Annotated in this window: 14 protein-coding genes; 1 reads left to right on the plus strand and 13 read right to left on the minus strand. The window is 71.4% G+C overall.

Annotated elements, in window-relative coordinates:
• The first annotated feature begins 523 nt into the window (after nucleotides 1-523).
• On the plus strand, nucleotides 524-3,667 hold the full coding sequence (ileS, locus tag AMK24_RS15535; RefSeq protein WP_073769332.1) for an isoleucine--tRNA ligase: 3,144 nt from the start codon (nucleotides 524-526) through the stop codon (nucleotides 3,665-3,667).
• Between the two features lie 224 nt (nucleotides 3,668-3,891).
• Here ileS and AMK24_RS15540 read toward each other — a convergent pair whose 3' ends face one another.
• The 13 genes from AMK24_RS15540 to AMK24_RS15605 all read right to left on the minus strand — a co-directional run bounded on the left by AMK24_RS15540 (nucleotide 3,892) and on the right by AMK24_RS15605 (nucleotide 18,302).
• Nucleotides 3,892-5,043, minus strand: coding sequence for a DivIVA domain-containing protein (locus tag AMK24_RS15540; protein WP_073769333.1), 1,152 nt, complete (start codon nucleotides 5,041-5,043; stop codon nucleotides 3,892-3,894).
• A 49-nt stretch (nucleotides 5,044-5,092) separates the two neighbouring features.
• A complete protein-coding gene (locus tag AMK24_RS15545; RefSeq protein WP_006123846.1) occupies nucleotides 5,093-5,377 on the minus strand; it encodes a YggT family protein in 285 nt (94 codons plus the stop codon).
• Nucleotides 5,378-5,468: 91 nt separating this feature from the next.
• Entirely contained in the window at nucleotides 5,469-6,110 is a 642-nt protein-coding gene (locus AMK24_RS15550; protein WP_073769334.1) for a cell division protein SepF, read from the minus strand.
• Nucleotides 6,111-6,235: 125 nt separating this feature from the next.
• The gene (locus AMK24_RS15555) at nucleotides 6,236-6,955 is read right to left on the minus strand and encodes a YggS family pyridoxal phosphate-dependent enzyme (RefSeq protein WP_073769335.1); all 720 of its coding nucleotides are present in this window, start codon (nucleotides 6,953-6,955) and stop codon (nucleotides 6,236-6,238) included.
• Between the two features lie 6 nt (nucleotides 6,956-6,961).
• Entirely contained in the window at nucleotides 6,962-7,702 is a 741-nt protein-coding gene (pgeF, locus tag AMK24_RS15560; RefSeq protein ID WP_073769336.1) for a peptidoglycan editing factor PgeF, read from the minus strand.
• Nucleotides 7,699-8,928, minus strand: coding sequence for a cell division protein FtsZ (gene ftsZ, locus AMK24_RS15565; RefSeq protein WP_073769337.1), 1,230 nt, complete (start codon nucleotides 8,926-8,928; stop codon nucleotides 7,699-7,701). Before ftsZ ends, pgeF begins: the two co-directional genes overlap by 4 nt.
• 276 nt (nucleotides 8,929-9,204) lie before the next feature.
• Nucleotides 9,205-9,999 carry a cell division protein FtsQ/DivIB gene (locus AMK24_RS15575; RefSeq protein WP_073769339.1) on the minus strand — a complete coding sequence of 265 codons (795 nt, stop codon included), beginning with the start codon at nucleotides 9,997-9,999 and terminating at the stop codon, nucleotides 9,205-9,207.
• Nucleotides 10,000-10,061: 62 nt separating this feature from the next.
• Nucleotides 10,062-11,150, minus strand: a complete 1,089-nt coding sequence (gene murG, locus AMK24_RS15580; RefSeq protein WP_073769340.1) for an undecaprenyldiphospho-muramoylpentapeptide beta-N-acetylglucosaminyltransferase — start codon at nucleotides 11,148-11,150, stop codon at nucleotides 10,062-10,064.
• A gap of 6 nt (nucleotides 11,151-11,156) precedes the next feature.
• On the minus strand, nucleotides 11,157-12,605 hold the full coding sequence (gene ftsW, locus AMK24_RS15585) for a putative lipid II flippase FtsW (RefSeq protein WP_199876432.1): 1,449 nt from the start codon (nucleotides 12,603-12,605) through the stop codon (nucleotides 11,157-11,159).
• A 64-nt stretch (nucleotides 12,606-12,669) separates the two neighbouring features.
• Nucleotides 12,670-14,112: a UDP-N-acetylmuramoyl-L-alanine--D-glutamate ligase gene (gene murD / locus AMK24_RS15590; RefSeq protein ID WP_199876433.1), complete on the minus strand. Its 1,443-nt coding sequence runs from the start codon at nucleotides 14,110-14,112 to the stop codon at nucleotides 12,670-12,672.
• Nucleotides 14,094-15,164, minus strand: a complete 1,071-nt coding sequence (gene mraY / locus AMK24_RS15595; protein WP_073769342.1) for a phospho-N-acetylmuramoyl-pentapeptide-transferase — start codon at nucleotides 15,162-15,164, stop codon at nucleotides 14,094-14,096. The genes murD and mraY overlap by 19 nt, the downstream gene beginning before the upstream one ends.
• Nucleotides 15,161-16,582 carry a UDP-N-acetylmuramoyl-tripeptide--D-alanyl-D-alanine ligase gene (locus tag AMK24_RS15600; protein WP_073769343.1) on the minus strand — a complete coding sequence of 474 codons (1,422 nt, stop codon included), beginning with the start codon at nucleotides 16,580-16,582 and terminating at the stop codon, nucleotides 15,161-15,163. The genes mraY and AMK24_RS15600 overlap by 4 nt, the downstream gene beginning before the upstream one ends.
• A 4-nt stretch (nucleotides 16,583-16,586) precedes the next feature.
• On the minus strand, nucleotides 16,587-18,302 hold the full coding sequence (locus tag AMK24_RS15605; protein WP_073769344.1) for a UDP-N-acetylmuramoyl-L-alanyl-D-glutamate--2,6-diaminopimelate ligase: 1,716 nt from the start codon (nucleotides 18,300-18,302) through the stop codon (nucleotides 16,587-16,589).
• Nucleotides 18,303-18,333: the final 31 nt, after the last annotated feature.

Below are 18,333 nucleotides of genomic sequence, written 5' to 3' on the forward strand. Positions count from 1 at the left end.
CGAATCGTGCTGGGACGATAAATCGACTCCAGCCCCGCGGCAACGGGGCACGCCGCCCGCTCCCCCCTCCCCCGCGTCCGGTCGTGGCGCACCTCCCACCGTTGTGCCCAGCTCACCGCCGGGTAATCCGCTCCGCGCGCCCCGTCGGCGGACCCGGGCGCCCCGTCCCGCCACACGGGTCACGCCCGCGCGCCCCGGCAATCCGGTCGGCCCGCGCCCGTACGGCCCCGTACACTGGCCCCAGCGAGAGGCAGGGACGGGACGAGTAGCGCCGTACGCAGCCAGGAGCGACCCGGGGACGGTGGGAGCCCGGGGGCGAGCGCGTCGCGAAGATCACCCCGGAGCCGCCGGAAGAACACCCCGGACCGTGGGTTCCACGGCGCGGGGCCACTAGACCCGGCATCGCACCCCAATGAGGGGGTCGCGGGCGCACGCCCGGGGCCAAGGAGGGTGGTACCGCGGGAGCCGACGCGCTCTCGTCCCTCCGACGGAAGTGGAAGACGTCCGCCGGAGGAAGCCGCACATGACATCGCCGCAGTACCGCCAGGTGCCCGCCCAGGTCGACCTGCCCGCGCTGGAGCACGCCGTGCTCGACTTCTGGCGCGAGAGCAAGGTCTTCGCCAAGAGCCTGGAGCAGTCCGAGGGCCGCCCCGAGTGGGTCTTCTACGAGGGCCCGCCCACCGCCAACGGCATGCCGGGCGCCCACCACATCGAGGCCCGCGTCTTCAAGGACGTCTTCCCCCGCTTCCGCACCATGCAGGGCTACCACGTGGGCCGCAAGGCCGGCTGGGACTGCCACGGGCTGCCGGTCGAGCTGGCGGTCGAGAAGGAACTGGGCTTCAACGGCAAGAAGGACATCGAGGCGTACGGCATCGCCGAGTTCAACGCCAGGTGCCGCGAGTCGGTGACCAGGCACACCGACGCCTTCGCCGAGCTGACGACCCGCATGGGCTACTGGGTCGACCTGGACGACGCCTACCGCACGATGGACCCGGAGTACGTGGACTCCGTGTGGTGGTCGCTGAAGGAGATCTTCAAGAAGGACCTGCTGGTCCAGGACCACCGGGTCGCCCCCTGGTGCCCCCGCTGCGGCACGGGCCTGTCCGACCACGAGCTGGCCCAGGGGTACGAGACGGTCGTCGACCCCTCGGTGTTCGTCCGCTTCCCCCTGACGTCGGGCCCGCTGGCCGGCGAGGCGTCGCTGCTGGTCTGGACGACCACCCCCTGGACCCTGGTCTCCAACACCGCGGTCGCCGCGCACCCCGAGGTCCGCTACGTCGTCGCGACGGACGGCCGGGAGAAGCTGGTCGTCGCCGAACCGCTGCTGGAGAAGGCGCTGGGCGAGGGCTGGGAGCCCACCGGCCGGACGTTCACCGGCGCGGAGATGGAACGCTGGAGCTACGAGCGCCCGTTCGCCCTCGTCGACTTCCCGGCCGAGGCCCACTACGTGGTCAACGCCGAGTACGTCACGACCGAGGACGGTACGGGTCTGGTCCACCAGTCCCCCGCGTTCGGCGCCGACGACCTCGTGGTCTGCCGCTCCTACGGCCTCCCCGTGGTCAACCCGGTCCGCCCCGACGGCACCTTCGAGGAGGACCTGCCGCTGGTCGGCGGCGTCTTCTTCAAGAAGGCCGACGAGACCCTCGCCGCGGACCTGGACGCGCGCGGCAAGCTCTTCCGCCACGTCCCGTACGAGCACAGCTACCCGCACTGCTGGCGCTGCCACACGGCGCTGCTCTACTACGCGCAGCCGTCCTGGTACATCCGCACGACGGCCGTCAAGGACCGGCTCCTCCAGGAGAACGAGAAGACCAACTGGTTCCCGGACTCGGTCAAGAACGGCCGTTTCGGCGACTGGCTGAACAACAACGTCGACTGGGCGCTCTCCCGCAACCGCTACTGGGGCACGCCGCTGCCGATCTGGCGCTGCGAGGACGGCCACCTGACGTGCGTGGGCTCGCGCGCGGAGCTGACGGAACTGACGGGCCGGGACCAGTCCTCCCTCGACCCCCACCGCCCGTTCATCGACGAGGTCACCTTCACCTGCACGCACGAGAACTGCCAGCTGGAGGCGTACCGCGTCCCGGAGGTCATCGACGCCTGGTACGACTCGGGTTCGATGCCGTTCGCGCAGTGGGGCTACCCGTACAAGAACAAGGAAGTCTTCGAGAGCCGCTACCCGGCGCAGTTCATCTCGGAGGCCATCGACCAGACCCGCGGCTGGTTCTACACGCTGATGGCGGTCGGCACCCTGGTCTTCGACAAGTCGTCGTACGAGAACGTGGTCTGCCTGGGCCACATCCTCGCCGAGGACGGCCGCAAGATGTCCAAGCACCTGGGCAACATCCTCCAGCCGATCCCGCTGATGGACCAGCACGGGGCGGACGCGGTGCGGTGGTTCATGGCGGCGGGCGGCTCCCCGTGGGCGGCGCGCCGGGTGGGCCACGGCACGATCCAGGAGGTCGTCCGCAAGACGCTCCTGACGTACTGGAACACGGTCGCCTTCCAGGCCCTGTACGCGCGCACCTCCGGCTGGGCGCCTTCCGGGGCGGACCCGGCCCCGGCGGACCGCCCGGTCCTGGACCGCTGGCTGCTGAGCGAACTCAACGCGCTGGTGGACCAGATGACGGTGGCTCTGGAGAGCTACGACACCCAGCGCGCCGGCAAGCTGCTCTCGGCGTTCGTGGACGACCTCTCCAACTGGTACGTACGCCGCTCGCGCCGCCGCTTCTGGCAGGGCGACAAGGCGGCCCTGCGCACCCTGCACGAGGTGGTCGAGACGGTCACGCGGCTGATGGCGCCGCTGGTTCCGTTCATCACCGAGCGGGTCTGGCAGGATCTGGTCGTCCCGGTCACGCCGGGCGCCCCGGAGTCGGTCCACCTCTCGTCGTGGCCCACGGCGGACGCCTCGGCCCTCGACCCGGTGCTCTCCTCCCGGATGGCGCTGGTGCGCCGCCTGGTGGAGCTGGGCCGGGCCACCCGCGCCGAGTCGGGCGTGAAGACCCGTCAGCCGCTCTCCCGCGCCCTGGTGGCGGCGAGCGGTTTCGAAGCGCTCTCCCCGGAGCTGCGCGCCCAGATCACGGAGGAGCTGAACGTCACGTCCCTGGCCTCGCTCTCCGAGGTCGGCGGCTCGCTGGTCGACACGACCGCCAAGGCCAACTTCCGCGCCCTGGGCAAGCGGTTCGGCAAGGGCGTCCAGGCGGTGGCCAAGGCCGTGGCGGACGCGGACGCGGCGGCGCTCTCCCTCGCCCTGCGCGAGGGTACGGCCTCGGTGGAGGTGGAGGGCGAACTGATCACCCTCGCCCCCGACGAGGTCATCATCACGGAGACCCCGCGCGAGGGCTGGTCGGTCGCGTCGGACTCGGGCGCGACGGTCGCACTGGACCTGGAGATCACCCCGGAGCTGCGCCGCGCGGGCCTCGCCCGTGACGCGATCCGCCTGATCCAGGAGGCCCGCAAGAACAGCGGTCTGGACGTGGCGGACCGCATCGCCGTCCGCTGGACCTCGACCTCCCCCGCGACGGTCGAGGCCCTCACCGAACACGCTCCCCTCATCTCCGAGGAGGTGCTCGCCCCGGACTACGCGGAGGGCGAGGCGGACGAGACGTACGGCGAGACCTTCGAGGACGAGGGCCTGGCGCTCGCGTTCCGCCTGCGCAAGCGGTAGGACCGGCCCGCACGACCGGAGGGGCCCGCCGGAATCCGTTCCGGCGGGCCCCTTCGCGTACCCGCTTCGAAGGACCCGCCCCGCGCCCGCGCTTCGCTCGCCGGCCCGCTCCCCCGCCCCCGCCGGCCGGCCTCCGCCCACGGCGAAGGGCCGGGCCCCGGGGAAACCCCGGGGCCCGGCCCTTCGGACTGCCGACGGCTACGCGCTCAGCGAGCGCGTCCCGCTCAGTTGTCGTCCTCGTCGATCAGGAAGCCGCGCATCGGCGACGGCGCCTGCTGCATCGGCTGCGGCGCCTGCGGTCGCACCGGCGCCATCGGCTGCGTCATCGCGGGCGACATCTGCTGCTGCCCACCGTAGGACGGCGCACCGCCCATGGACGGACCGCCGCCCATCTGCTGGCCGCTGTGGCCACCGTGGCCGGAGCTGCCCATGGAGTGGCCCATCGCACCCGCACCGGCCGGGGCCAGCGAGGGGGACGGCGGCAGCGAAGCGGTCGCCGGGGTCCGCGGCGGCGCGAGCGAGTCGTCCGCCTGGGTCTCCAGCTGACGCAGCTGGCTCTCCAGGTAGGACTTCAGCCGCGTGCGGTACTCGCGCTCGAAGCCGCGCAGGTCCTCGACCTTGCGCTCCAGCGTCGCGCGGGCGGACTCCAGCGAGCCCATCGCCACGCGGTGCTTCTCCTGCGCGTCCCGCTCCAGGGCGTCGGCCTTGGCACGGGCGTCCCGCTCCAGGCCCTCGGCGCGGCTGCGCGCCTCGCCGACGATCTTGTTGGCCTCGGAACGGGCCTCCGCGATCGCCTGGTCGGCGGTCTGCTGCGCGAGCGAGAGGACACGGGCGGCGCTGTCGCCGCCGGGGCCCTGCCCCTGCTGCTGCATCTGCGGCGGCTGCATCTGCTGCTGCATCTGCTGCTGGGGGTGCTGACCCATGGGGCCGCCCATCGGGCCTCCCATGGGACCGCCCTGCATCGGGCCGGGGCCGTGCGGGCCCTGCGGACCGGGGCCGTGGCCGCCCTGGGGGCCGTGGCCGCTGGGACCTGCGGGCAGCTGCGGCGCGCCACCGGGCAGCTGGGGCGGACCCATCTGCGGCTGCTGCTGCTGCGGCGGTCCCGATATGGCGGCGGGCACCGGGGCCCCCGGCCGGTCCTGCGGCTCCGGAGCCTTGCGCATACCCTGCTGCTGCTGTTGCTGCTGCTGGTTCTGCGCGGCGGCACGCGTCGCGGCGGCCAGCTTGGCGCGCAGGTCCTCGTTCTCACGGAGCAGACGGGTCAGCTCCGATTCGACCTCGTCGAGAAAGGCATCGACCTCGTCCTCGTCATAGCCTTCTCGGAGGCGGACGGTCGTGAACTGCTTGTTCCGCACGTCCTCGGGGGTCAACGGCATCTCTTCTTCACCTCTACGTAGTCGTCGGCAGTCGGCAAGACCGTATCGCTCACAACCTGACCACAACGCTGATCAGGATGTAGACGATGATCATCAGAACGAAGAAGGACAGGTCGAGTGCCACGCCCCCGAGACGCAGCGGCGGGATGAACCGCCGCAGAAGCTTGAGCGGTGGATCGGTGACAGTGTAGGTGGCCTCAAGAACGACCACCATCGCCTTGCCGGGCTGCCATGAACGTGCGAACTGGAAGACGTAGTCCATCACCAGCCGGAAGATCAGCACGATGAGGAAACACATCAGCGCGATATAGACCACATCCAGTGCGACGCCCATGTCTCGCGCTTCCCTCTCCCCTGGCTCTCGTCAGCTCCGGCCTCGCGGCCGGCACCGGCCTCTCGGCCGGGTCGTTCCCGGTGTCGTGTTCTCAGCTCTGGTTGAAGAATCCGCCCTCTGCGATGCGGGCCTTGTCCTCCGCCGTGACATCGACGTTAGCAGGCGACAACAGGAACACCTTCTGCGTCACGCGCTCAATGCTGCCATGGAGACCGAAGACGAGTCCCGCGGCAAAGTCGACAAGTCGCTTCGCGTCCGTGTCGTCCATCTCCGTGAGATTCATGATCACCGGAGTGCCCTCACGGAAGTGTTCCCCGATGGTACGGGCCTCGTTGTAGGTCCTGGGATGCAGCGTGGTGATGCGGTACGGCTCCCGCTCGGACACGACCTTGGGCATGATCACCGGTGCGTTCTTCTCCATGTTCGGACGTTCGGGTGTGATGGATGCCACGGGTGCGATCCGGGCGGGTCGCACGCTTTCCGCGGGGAGCTGAACCGGCTCGCGCTGGGCGGGCGGTTGTACTACTCGTACCGGTTCGTCCCTTTCGCGCTCACGCTCGCGTTCGCGCTCCCTGTCCCGCTCCACCTGGTGCGGGGGCTGGTGCCGACGCCGGTCGCGCTCGGGCTCCGGCTCGGGTTCGAATTCGTCGTCGGGGTCGAACCCCGGGCCGTCGTACCCATCGTCCTCCACGAGGCCGAGGTAGACCGCCATCTTGCGCATCGCGCCGGCCATGCTCCGAGTCCTCCGCTCTGTGGTGGATCGGCATTCGTCACCAAGTGCCCGCCATCCACGGTGGCCTGCCCGCCATAAGCGGGAATGACCATATTTTCTGCTGTGGTCCGACCTGCTTTGCGACGTTACCCGAGGCGGGGTCGGACTCCGAGTACCGCCGTACCGACGCGTACATGTGTCGCCCCGGCCGCCACCGCGTCCTCCAAGTCCCCGCTCATACCCGCGGAGACCATGTTCGCAGCCGGACGACCGGCGCGCAGGCGGGACGAGATTTCCATCAGCCGCTCGAAGGCGGCCCGTTGCCGTCCGGCGTACTCACCGGTCAGCGGCGCCACGGTCATCAGACCGCCGAGCCGCAGCCCGGGCGCCCCGTCGATCGCGGCCGCCAACTCCTCGACCCCGTCCGGAGCGACGCCGCCGCGCTCACCGCGCTCGCCGCTCTCCGCGTCCAGGGCGACCTGGACCAGGCAGCCGAGTTCACGCTCGCCGCGCACCGCCGCGGCGGAGAGGGCGGTGACCAGCTTGAGGCGGTCCACCGACTGCACGATATCGGCATAACCGGCCACAGAACGAACCTTGTTCGTCTGGAGCTGTCCGACAAAGTGCCATGTCAGCGAAAGATCCGCACAAGCGGTGGCTTTGGGGGCGGCGTCCTGGTCACGATTCTCCGCGACATGGCGCACACCGAGTTCGTGCAGGATCCGCACATCGCTCGCCGGGTAGGTCTTGGTGACCACGACGAGGGTCACGTCCTCGCGCCTGCGGCCGGCCGCGGCACAGGAGGAGGCGATCCTCTCCTCCACCCGTGCCAGGTTCGCGGCGAGTTGAGCCTTTCGGTCCGTCATGCCCTATCAGTCCAACCAGACATATCCGGCGAGCCGCCCGGTGGTGCGGTCGCGTCGGTACGAGAAGTGGTCGCCCGATTCGAGGGTGCAGTACGGCGAGGCGTGCCGGTCCGTCACCCCGAGGGCGGCGAGCTGGGCGTGGACCCCGCCGGTGACGTCGACGGCCGGGGTGCCCCAGCTCGTCTCGGACCAGGCGCCGGGAACCGCCTCGGCGACCTCGGCGCGCATCGCCTCCGGGACCTCGTAGCACCGGCCGCAGACGGCCGGGCCGGTGTGGGCGGTGATCCGGGAGGGCTGCGCGCCGAGCGCGACCATGGCCTCGACCGCCGCGGGCACGACCCCGGCGACCAGTCCCGGCCGCCCGGCGTGCGCCGCTCCGACGACGCCGGCGACCGGGTCGGCCAGCAGGAGGGGCGTGCAGTCGGCGGTGAGGACCGCGAGCGGCAGTCCGCGCCGGGCGGTCACCACCGCGTCCACGGCCGGAATCTCCGCGTCCGCGCCCCAGGGTCCGTCCACCACGGCGACGTCGCGGCCGTGCACCTGGTTCATCCAGACGACGAGCGCCGGGTCGATGCCGAGGCCGCGGGCGGCACGCTCCCGGTTCGCGCCGACGGCGGCGGGGTCGTCTCCGACCGCGCCGCCGAGGTTGAGCTCACCGTACGGAGCGGCGCTCACTCCGCCCCACCGGTCGGTGAAGGCGAAGTGGGCGCCGCCCGTGACGGCTACCGTCCGGTGCTGCCCTATCACTTCAAGAAGTCCGGTACGTCCAGCTCTTCGGCCTGGGTGTCCTGGTAGGGACGGGCCGTCGGGACGTGCGGCGGGGAGACGGGGGGCAGCGAGCTCTCGCTCGGAACCGGTGCGGGGGCGGGCTGCTCGGCCGGGGCCGGGCTCTCCTCGCGCGGAGGCACGGAGCCGAGTCCGCCCACCGGGCGCACGGGTTCGGGGGCGGAAGGCCGGACCGGAGCGGCCGGCTCCTCCCGCTTGGCGCTGTTCGCGCCGAGCACGTTCTCGCGGCGGGCCGGCGGCTGACCGCCGTCGAAGCCCGCGGCGATCACGGTGACCCGCACCTCGTCGCCCAGGGCGTCGTCGATGACGGCGCCGAAGATGATGTTGGCCTCGGGGTGGGCCGCCTCGCTCACCAGCTGGGCGGCCTCGTTGATCTCGAAGAGACCGAGGTCGCTGCCGCCGGAGATGGAGAGCAGGACCCCGCGGGCTCCGTCGATGGAGGCTTCCAGGAGCGGCGAGGAGATCGCCATCTCGGCGGCCGCCACCGCGCGGTCGTCGCCGCGCGCCGACCCGATGCCCATGAGCGCCGATCCGGCCTCGGACATGACCGACTTGACGTCGGCGAAGTCGAGGTTGATCAGGCCGGGGGTGGTGATGAGGTCGGTGATGCCCTGGACGCCCGAGAGCAGCACCTGGTCGGCCGACTTGAACGCGTCGAGCACGCTGACCTGGCGGTCCGAGATGGACAGCAGCCGGTCGTTGGGAATGACGATGAGGGTGTCGACCTCTTCGCGGAGTTCGGCGATGCCGTCCTCCGCCTGGTTCGCGCGTCGCCGGCCCTCGAAGGTGAACGGGCGGGTGACCACACCGATCGTCAGGGCGCCGAGCGAGCGTGCGATGTTGGCGACGACGGGCGCGCCGCCGGTGCCGGTGCCGCCGCCTTCTCCGGCGGTGACGAAGACCATGTCGGCCCCCTTGAGGACCTCCTCGATCTCCTCACGGTGGTCCTCTGCCGCCTTGCGACCGACGGCCGGGTTCGCCCCGGCGCCGAGGCCCCGGGTGAGTTCACGGCCGACGTCGAGCTTGACGTCGGCGTCGCTCATCAACAACGCCTGTGCATCGGTGTTGATCGCGATGAACTCGACGCCCTTGAGACCGACCTCGATCATTCGGTTGATGGCATTGACACCACCGCCGCCGACACCGATGACCTTGATGACTGCGAGGTAGTTCTGCGGTGCTGCCACGTCGAAGGCCTCTCGCCTCGAGTTACGTGTCGTCGCTCTGCGGTGGCCCCGCGGCGACGACTGATGTCGATGGGGACGGTCCGAACGCCGACCCAAACCCTAACGTTCAAGTTTAGGGTTAACAGTGTGTCTGCTTCCTGGACTCTTCCGAACAGGACACTAAGTCGACAAGTGGCGCACGTTCAACGAACACGCCGAACCTCCCGTTTTTCTTTTCACCCTATGTGATCACCCGTAGCGCTGACCAACCAGGGTGCTGGCCAGCACAAATACTCGTCAACTCGCCGAAACCGCCGGGGCGGTGGGGGCGCTTACATCGAAGTGTCCCGCTTTGGGCGACGCCTTCATGAGCGCGGCCAGGACGCGCCCCTTCACCGCGCCGCCCTCGCCGCTCCCCCAGGTCACCACACGGTCGCCGGTGAGCCGCAGGGAGATGTCGTCGTACGAGACGACCCGCACCGCCTCGGCGTCCGCCGCCACGCCCTCGGGAAGGTCGCCGGCCACCCGGACCGCTTCCCGCAGCAGGCGGTCCTCGCCGAAACGGCGGAGGCTCGCGGACGGTTCGGGCTTCAGCTCCAGCAGGGGCACGCCCTCGGGTGCCTCGTCCACGGTCGCGAAGCGCACGCCCTCGGCGTCCACCTCCACGAACTTCCCGCCCTTTTCGACCAACAGGACCGGCTTCCGCTCGGCCACCTGGAGGACGATGCCGTCCGGCCACGACCGGACGACGTCGACGGTGTCGATACGCGGCAGCTTCCGGCGCAACCGGCCCTCCATGGCATCGGTGTCCACGGAGACCAGCGGGGCGCCGACCGGAGTGGCGGCAACCGCTTCCACTTCTTCGCGGGTCAGCACCTCGACCCCGCTCGTACGGACCTTCTCGACACGGAACCAGGAGGATCCGTAGAGCGCCCAGACCGCGAACGCCGCGAGCAGGGCGGTCGCGACGCCGATCAGGACCACCAGCAGGCGGCGGCTGATCCGGGACCCCTCGGGGCCGATGTGCGGCGGGCGGGCGGAGGTGTCCGTCCGCCCGGGCGCGCCGCGCTGGGCGGTCGTCGGTCCGGCCACGCTCGCTCCTTCGCCGGACCCGGGACGCGCGCCCCGGGTCCGCACCGCATCGCGCCGCACGCCTAACGGCGCGAGGCGATCGCTTCGTACACCATGCCGACGAGCAGGTCGTCGGCGTCGCGCCGGCCGAACTCGGCGGCGGCGCGGGACATTTCGTACAGCCGGTGCGGATCCGACAGTACCGGCAGGACGTTGCCCTGCACCCATTCCGGGGTGAGCGCCGCGTCGTCCACCAGCAGACCGCCGCCCGCGTTGACCACCGGCTGGGCGTTGAGCCGCTGTTCGCCGTTGCCGATGGGCAACGGGACGTAGGCGGCGGGGAGCCCGACGGCGGAGAGTTCGGCGACGGTCATCGCGCCGGCGCGGCAGAGCATCATGTCGGCCGCGGCGTACGCGAGGTCCATCCGGTCCACATACGGTACCGGGATGTAGGGCGGCATTCCGGGCATGTTGTCGACCTGCGGCAATTCGTTCTTCGGGCCGACCACATGAAGGATCTGGATGCCGGAGCGCTGGAGCAGCGGCGCGACCCGCTGGACCACCTCGTTGAGGTGGCGCGCGCCCTGCGAGCCGCCGGAGACCAGCAGCGTGGGCAGGTTGGGATCGAGGTGGAAGGAGGCGCGGGCCTCCGGGCGGACCCGGGCGCGGTCCAGGGTGGCGATGGTGCGGCGCAGCGGGATGCCGATGTAGCGGGCGCCGCGGAGCTTGCTGTCCGGGGTGGAGACGGCGACCCCGTGCGCGTACCGCGAGCCGATCTTGTTGGCCAGGCCCGGCCGGGCGTTGGCCTCGTGGACCACGATCGGCACCCCGGCGCGCTTGGCGGCCAGGTAGCCGGGCAGGGCGACGTAGCCGCCGAAGCCGACCACGCAGTCCGCCCCGGTGCGCTCCAGGACCTGCTCGGCCGCCTTGATGGTGCCGCGCAGCCGGCCCGGGACGGTGATCAGCTCGGGCGTGGGTTTACGGGGCAGCGGGACGGCGGGGATGAGCGCCAGCTCGTACCCCCGCTCGGGCACGAGCCTGGTCTCCAGTCCGCGTTCCGTGCCGAGGGCAGTGATTCCCACGGTCGGGTCCTGCCTGCGCAGGGCGTCTGCGAGGGCAAGCGCGGGCTCGATGTGTCCGGCGGTCCCCCCGCCGGCGAGTACGACATGCACCGAAATTCACCGCTCTCCGGACGGACGCTTCTTGCCGCGCCGTCTCATCGTCTTCCATCTCACCCCGGGCTTCCGCATGGCCAGGGCCATCTTCGCGGCGGGGTCGTCCCGTGCGAAGGCGATCATCAGCCCGACCGCGAACATCGTCGGCAGCAGGGCCGACCCCCCGTAGGAGAACAGCGGGAGCGGGACACCGGCGATCGGCAACAGGCCGAGCACCGCACCGATGTTGATCACGGCCTGGGCCATGATCCAGGTGATCACGCCTCCCGCGGCATACCTGACGAAGGGGTCCTCCGTGCGTCCGGCCACGCGGATACCCGCATAGCCTAGAGCCGCGAACAGGGCGAGCACGGACAGCGTCCCCGCCAGGCCCAGTTCCTCACCGGTGATCGCGAAGATGAAGTCGGTGTGGGGTTCCGGGAGTTGGCCCCATTTTTCCACACTCGCACCCAGCCCGGAACCGAACCATCCGCCGGAGGCCAGCGCGTAGATTCCGTGGGCGGCCTGCCAGCAGCCCGCCTCCGGATCGGGTTCGCCGACGATGCCCATGCAGGAGAGCCGGGACATCCGGTTGGGGCTGGTCCAGATCAGCAGGAACGCCATGACGGCCGCGAATCCGAGCACCCCGGCGAAGAGCCGGGTGGGGGCGCCGGCCAGCCAGAGCAGGCCGAACAGGACCGCTGTGAGAATGATCGCGGTCCCCATGTCGCCGCCGAGCATGATCAGTCCGAGCAGCATGAAGGCGACCGGGACGAGCGGCACGAGCATGTGCTTCCACTGCGTCAGCAACCGCTTGTCCTGCTTCCGGGCCAGCAGGTCCGCCCCCCACAGGATGAGGGCGAGCTTGCCGAACTCGCTGGGCTGCAGCTGGAACGGGCCGCCGAGGTAGATCCAGTTCTGGTTGCCGTTGACCGACATCCCTATCCCGGGCACCTGGACCAGGACCATCAGGAAGACGGTGACCATCAGTATCGGGTAGGCCAGCCCCCGGTGCAGTTTCACCGGCATGCGGGCGGCGACCGCCATCAGCACGCCCCCGATGACGGCGGCGACGAACTGCTTGCCGAAGAAGTACGTGGCGGGCTTGCTGATGTTCAACGCCTGGATCATCGAGGCGGAGTAGACCATCACCAGGCCCAGCACGGTGATCAGGAGGCTGGAGCCGAGGATCACGTAGTAGGCGGTCAGCGGCCGGTCCCAGGCCCGCCGTGCCCGCTCGTAGGCCCGGCGCGGTCCGCCGCCGCGCCCGGGGCGGGGGACGCGGGATCCGGCCCCGCCGCGTCCGGCGTCGCGGGACGCCCCGGGGCGCCGGACCCCGGCGGCGAGGCGTCCGCGCAGGGCGGGACCGGCAGGCAGGGGCACGCCGGCGGGGGCGGGCGCCGCGGCGAGGAGGCGGGACGCCGGGGCCCGTGCGCTCCCCCGCCGTACGGCGGAACTCTCGTCGGCCGGCATTGTCGCTGTCCCCTCCACTGGTCGTGCCCGGGGCCCGTGACCCCGGGCGCGGAGGCCCGGTCGGTCAGGCGGTCTCTTCGGCGCGCGCGCGGACCGCGTCCGCGAACGCCTCGCCCCGCTTGTTGTAGTTGGTGAACATGTCCATCGAGGCACAGGCCGGGGCCAGCAGTACCGTATCGCCCGGCCGGGCGAGCCCGGCGGCCCGCGCGACCGCTTCGGACATCGCCCCAGTGTCGGTCCGGTCGAGGTCGACCACCGGGACGTCGGGGGCGTGTCGCGTCAGGGCTTCGTGGATCAGGGCCCGGTCGGCGCCCATCAGCACGACCCCGCGCAGCCGCTTCGCCGCGCCGGTGACCAGCTCGTCGAAGGTGGCGCCCTTGGCCAGTCCGCCGGCGATCCAGACGATGGAGCCGTAGGCGGCCAGGGACGCCTCGGCGGCGTGGGTGTTGGTGGCCTTGGAGTCGTCCACGTAGGCGACTTCGCCGATGTCCGCGACGTGTTCGATGCGGTGGGCGTCCGGCCGGAAGGCGCGCAGCCCGTCGCGGACCGCGGCCGGTCCGACGCCGAAGGCGCGGGCCAGGGCGGCGGCCGCGAGGGCGTTGGCGATGTTGTGGGGGGCGGGCGGGTTCACGTCGGCGACCTCGGCCAGCTCCTGCGCCTGCTTGTGGCGGTCGGCGACGAACGCCCGGTCGACGAGGAGGCCCTCGACCACGCCGAGCTGCGAGGGGCCGGGGGCGCCGAGGGTGAAGCCGATGGCCCGGCAGCCCTCCTCCACGTCGGCCTCGCGGACCAGGTCCTCGGTGGCCGGGTCGGCCGCGTTGTAGACGCAGGCGACCGTGTTGCCCTCGTAGACCCGGCCCTTGTCGGCGGCGTACGCCTCCATCGAACCGTGCCAGTCGAGATGGTCCGGGGCGAGGTTGAGGACGGCGGCGGAGTGGGCGCGCAGGGAGGGCGCCCAGTGCAGCTGGTAGCTGGAGAGTTCGACGGCGAGCACGTCGTACTCCTGCTCGCCGAGGACCGCGTCCAGCAGCGATACGCCGATGTTGCCGACGGCCGCGGTGCGCAGCCCGGCCGCCTGAAGGATCGAGGCCAGCATCCGTACGGTGGTGGTCTTGCCGTTGGTGCCGGTGACCGCGAGCCAGGGGGCGGCCTTCCTGCCGTTGGTCCCCCGCAGCCGCCAGGCCAGTTCGACGTCGCCCCAGACCGGGACGCCCGCCTCGGCGGCAGCCAGGAAGAGCGGCTTGTCCGGCTGCCAGCCGGGGGCGGTGACGACGAGTTCCGTGGACGGCGGCAGGGTCGCGCCGTCGCCGAGGCGCACCGTGACGCCGAGCGCCTCCAGTTCGGCCGCCTGCGCGCGGGCGCGTTCGTCGTCGCCGTCGTTGACGACGGTGACGAGCGCGCCGCGCTCGTGCAGGGCCCGGGCGGCGGGGATCCCGCTGACGCCGAGCCCGGCGACGGTGACGTGCTTGCCCTGCCAGTCCACGGTGCTCACTTCTTGGCTGCCCATCCCGCGTAGAAGAGGCCGAGTCCGACGATGACGCACATGCCCTGGATGATCCAGAACCGGACCACGACGAGGACTTCGGACCATCCCTTGAGTTCGAAGTGGTGCTGGAGCGGCGCCATCCGGAAGACCCGCTTGCCGGTCATCTTGAACGAACCGACCTGGATGACCACGGACATGGTGATCATCACGAAGAGGCCGCCGAGGATGGCGAGCAGCAACTCGGTGCGGGACAGGATCGCCAGCCCCGCGAGGGCGCCGCCGAGGGCGAGCGAGCCGGTGTCGCCCATGAAGATCTTGGCGGGCGAGGTGTTCCACCACAGGAAGCCGAAGCAGGCGCCCATCAGGGCGGCGGCGACGACGGCGAGGTCGAGCGGGTCGCGCACCTCGAAGCAGGCGTTGGGGTTGGTCAGGTTGTCCGCGTTGGCGCAGGACTCCTGGAACTGCCAGAGGCCGATGAAGGTGTAGGCGCCGAAGACCATCACCGAGGCGCCGGTGGCCAGTCCGTCGAGGCCGTCGGTCAGGTTCACGCCGTTGGACATGGCGAGGATCATGAACAGGGCCCAGACGCAGAACAGCACCGGGCCGATCGACCAGCCGAAGTCCTCGACGAACGAGATCCGGGTGGAGGCCGGGGTGTAGTCCATGGAGTTGGGGAACTGGAGCGAGAGCACCGCGAACGCGATGCCGACGATCAGCTGTCCGGCCATCTTCGCCTTGGCCCGCAGGCCGAGCGAACGCTGCTTGACGATCTTGATGTAGTCGTCGAGGAAGCCGACGAGCCCCATGCCCGCCATCAGGAAGAGCACGAGGAAGCCGGAATAGCGGATGTCCTCACCCGTGATGACCTTCGCGAGGAGGTACGCGATGATCGTCGCCAGGATGAAGGCGATCCCGCCCATCGTGGGCGTGCCCTTCTTGCTGCCGTGGGTGCGCGGGCCGTCGTCCCGGATGAACTGCCCGTACCCCTTGCGGGCCAGCAGCTTGATCAGCAGCGGGGTGCCGACCAGGGTCAGGAAGAGCCCGATGGCCCCCGCGAAGAGGATCTGCCTCATCGGCCGGCGACCTCGCCCTCGGTCGAGTTCTCCAGCAGTGCCTGGGCGACCTTCTCCAGGCCGACCGACCGGGACGCCTTCACCAGCACGACGTCTCCCGGGCGCAGTTCACTGCGCAACAGGTCGACGGCCGCCTGTGCGTCGGACACGTGCACCGACTCCTCACCCCACGAACCCTCGTTATATGCGCCCAGTTGCAGCCAGGAGGCTTCTCTCCCCCCGACAGCGACGAGCTTGCTGACGTTGAGCCGGACGGCGAGCCGCCCGACCGCGTCGTGCTCGGCGAGCGACGCGTCACCGAGCTCGGCCATCTGACCGAGCACCGCCCAGGTGCGTCCCCCGTCGGCCCCTCGGGCCTGGCCCATGGCGGCCAGCGCGCGCAGTGCGGCTCTCATGGATTCGGGGTTCGCGTTGTAGGCGTCGTTGACGACGGTCACACCGTCCGGACGCTCGGTGACCTCCATGCGCCAGCGGGAGAGGGAGCCCGCTTCCGAGAGCGCCTCGGCGATCTCGGTCACGGACATGCCCAACTCATGGGCGACGGCGGCCGCGGCGAGCGCGTTCGACACGTGGTGCTCACCGTACAGGCGCATGGTCACGTCGCTGCACCCGGTGGGTGTGTGGAGCTCGAAGGAGGGGCGCCCGTCGGGGGTCATCCGGACCTTCTCGCCCCGTACGTCCGCTTCGGGCGCTTCCCCGAAGAGCAGGACGCGGGCCTTGGTGCGCGAGGCCATCGCGCGGACGAGGGGGTCATCGGCGTTGAGCACCGCGCAACCGTCCTCGGGGAGGCCCTCGACCATCTCGCCCTTGGCCTGGGCGATGGCCTCCCGGCTGCCGAACTCGCCGAGGTGCGCGGAGCCGACGTTGAGGACCAGGCCGATACGGGGCGGGGTCAGCTCGGTGAGGTACCGGATGTGGCCGATGCCCCGGGCGCCCATCTCCAGGACCAGGTGCTCGGTCTCGGGGGTGGCGCTCAGGGCGGTGAGGGGCAGCCCGATCTCGTTGTTGAGGGAGCCGGGCGTCCAGACGGTCGGGCCCTTGCGCTGGAGGAGCTGCGCGATGAGGTCCTTGGTGGACGTCTTGCCCGCGGACCCGGTGAGGGCGACGACGGTGGTGCCGAGGCGTTCCACTGCGGCCCGGGCGAGGGCTCCGAGCGCGCCGACGACGTCGTCCACGACGATCGCCGGAACGCCGACCGGGCGGGCCGCCAGGACGGCTGCCGCGCCCGCCTCGACGGCGCGCTGGGCGTAGTCGTGGCCGTCGACCCGCTCGCCGGCGAAGGCGGCGAACAGGCTGCCGGGCGCGACGTCGCGGGAGTCGATGACGACGGGCCCGGTCACGGTGGCCGCCGGATCCGGTATGTCGTGCGACTGCCCGCCGACGATTGCGGCGATCTCGGCGAGGGAAAGGGTGATCACTTGGTCATCCCTGACTGTTGTTCTCGTGGTGAGGGGCACGGTCGGCGCCGGGGTGCGCCAGGGACCGCTCGATGGCTGCGTGCAGGACCTCGCGGTCGTCGAAGGCCCGGATCACGCCGTGGACGTCCTGGCCCTGCTCGTGGCCCTTGCCCGCCACCAGGACGGTGTCACCGGGCTCGGCGCGGGCGACGGCGGCGGCGATCGCGGCGGCCCGGTCGGCGTCGACCAGGACGTCGCCGCGCTCGTGGACGGGCACCTCGGCGGCGCCGGAGAGCATCGCGGAGAGGATCGCGAGGGGGTCCTCGGAGCGGGGGTTGTCGGAGGTCAGTACGGCGGTGTCGGCGAGGCGGGCCGCCGCGGCGCCCATCGGTCCGCGCTTGGTGGTGTCGCGGTCGCCGCCGCAGCCGAGGACGATGTGCACCTTGCCCTCGGTGACCTTGCGCAGGGAGCGCAGCACGGATTCGACGGCGTCGGTCTTGTGCGCGTAGTCGACGACGGCGAGGTAGGGCTGTCCGGCGTCCACCCGCTCCAGCCGGCCCGGGACGCCGGGGACGGCTGCGACGCCGTCCGCGGCGGTCTGCGGGTCGACGCCCGCGACGGCCAGCGTGACGATCGCGGCGAGGGTGTTGGCGACGTTGAACGGGCCGGGCAGCGGGGCCCGGGCGGCGATCCGCTCGCCCCGGGGGCCGACGGCGGTGAAGGTGCTGTCCTGGGGCCCGACCTCGACGTCCTCGGCGTGCCAGTCGGCGTCCGGGTGGCCCTCGGCGGAGAAGGTGGTGACGGGGACGCCGGACTCGGCGATGAGCCTGCGTCCGTACTCGTCGTCGAAGTTGACGACACCGCGGTGGCTGCGCTCGGGGGTGAACAGCTGGGCCTTGGCCTGGAAGTAGTCCTCCATGCCGGAGTGGAACTCCATGTGCTCCGGGCTGAGGTTGTTGAAGACGGCGACGTCGAAGACGCAGCCGTCGACCCGGCCGAGCACCAGGGCGTGGCTGGAGACCTCCATGGCGACGGCCTCGACGCCCCGTTCGCGCATGACGGCGAAGAGGGCCTGGAGGTCGGTGGCTTCGGGGGTGGTGCGCTCGGACTTGATGCGCTCGTCGCCGATCCGCATCTCGACGGTGCCGATCAGCCCGGTGGGGCGTCCGGCGGCGCGCAGTCCGCCCTCGACGAGGTACGCGGTGGTGGTCTTGCCGGAGGTTCCGGTGATGCCGATCTGGAGGAGGCCGATGCCGGGCCGTCCGTAGATGTCGGCGGCCAGCTCGCCCATCACGGCGCGCGGGTCCTCGGTGACCAGGACCGGCAGGCCGGTGGCGGCGGCGCGTTCGGCGCCGGTGGGATCGGTGAGGACGGCGACGGCGCCGAGGCCCGCGGCCTGGGCCGCGAAGTCGGCGCCGTGGAGACGCGCGCCGGGCAGGGCCGCGTACACGTCGCCCGGACGCACGGCGCGCGAGTCGTGCGTGATGCCGGTGACGTCGCCGTCCCCGGCCGCTTCGACGCCGAGCCGTCCGGCCAGCTCGCCGAGGGGGGTGGGCCGGAGCCGGTCCGGTCGGGGCGCTCCCGGGTAGGTCACAGGCGCGTCCTTCTGAGAGGTTTGGGACTGATCAGCGTGGGGCACGGCGGTGAGCGTACCGGGCCGGTGCGGGCTCTCGCGAAGCGAGGCTCCCCGGTTCCGGTGGTTCGCGTTCCGGTTCCCGGGGTCGGGGGTGATGGTTGTCACTGAGGGTTCCCTTGGGGGAGATGCTCGCGCA

It is taken from the genome of Streptomyces sp. CB02366, from assembly GCF_001905905.1.
GTDB lineage: Bacteria > Actinomycetota > Actinomycetes > Streptomycetales > Streptomycetaceae > Streptomyces.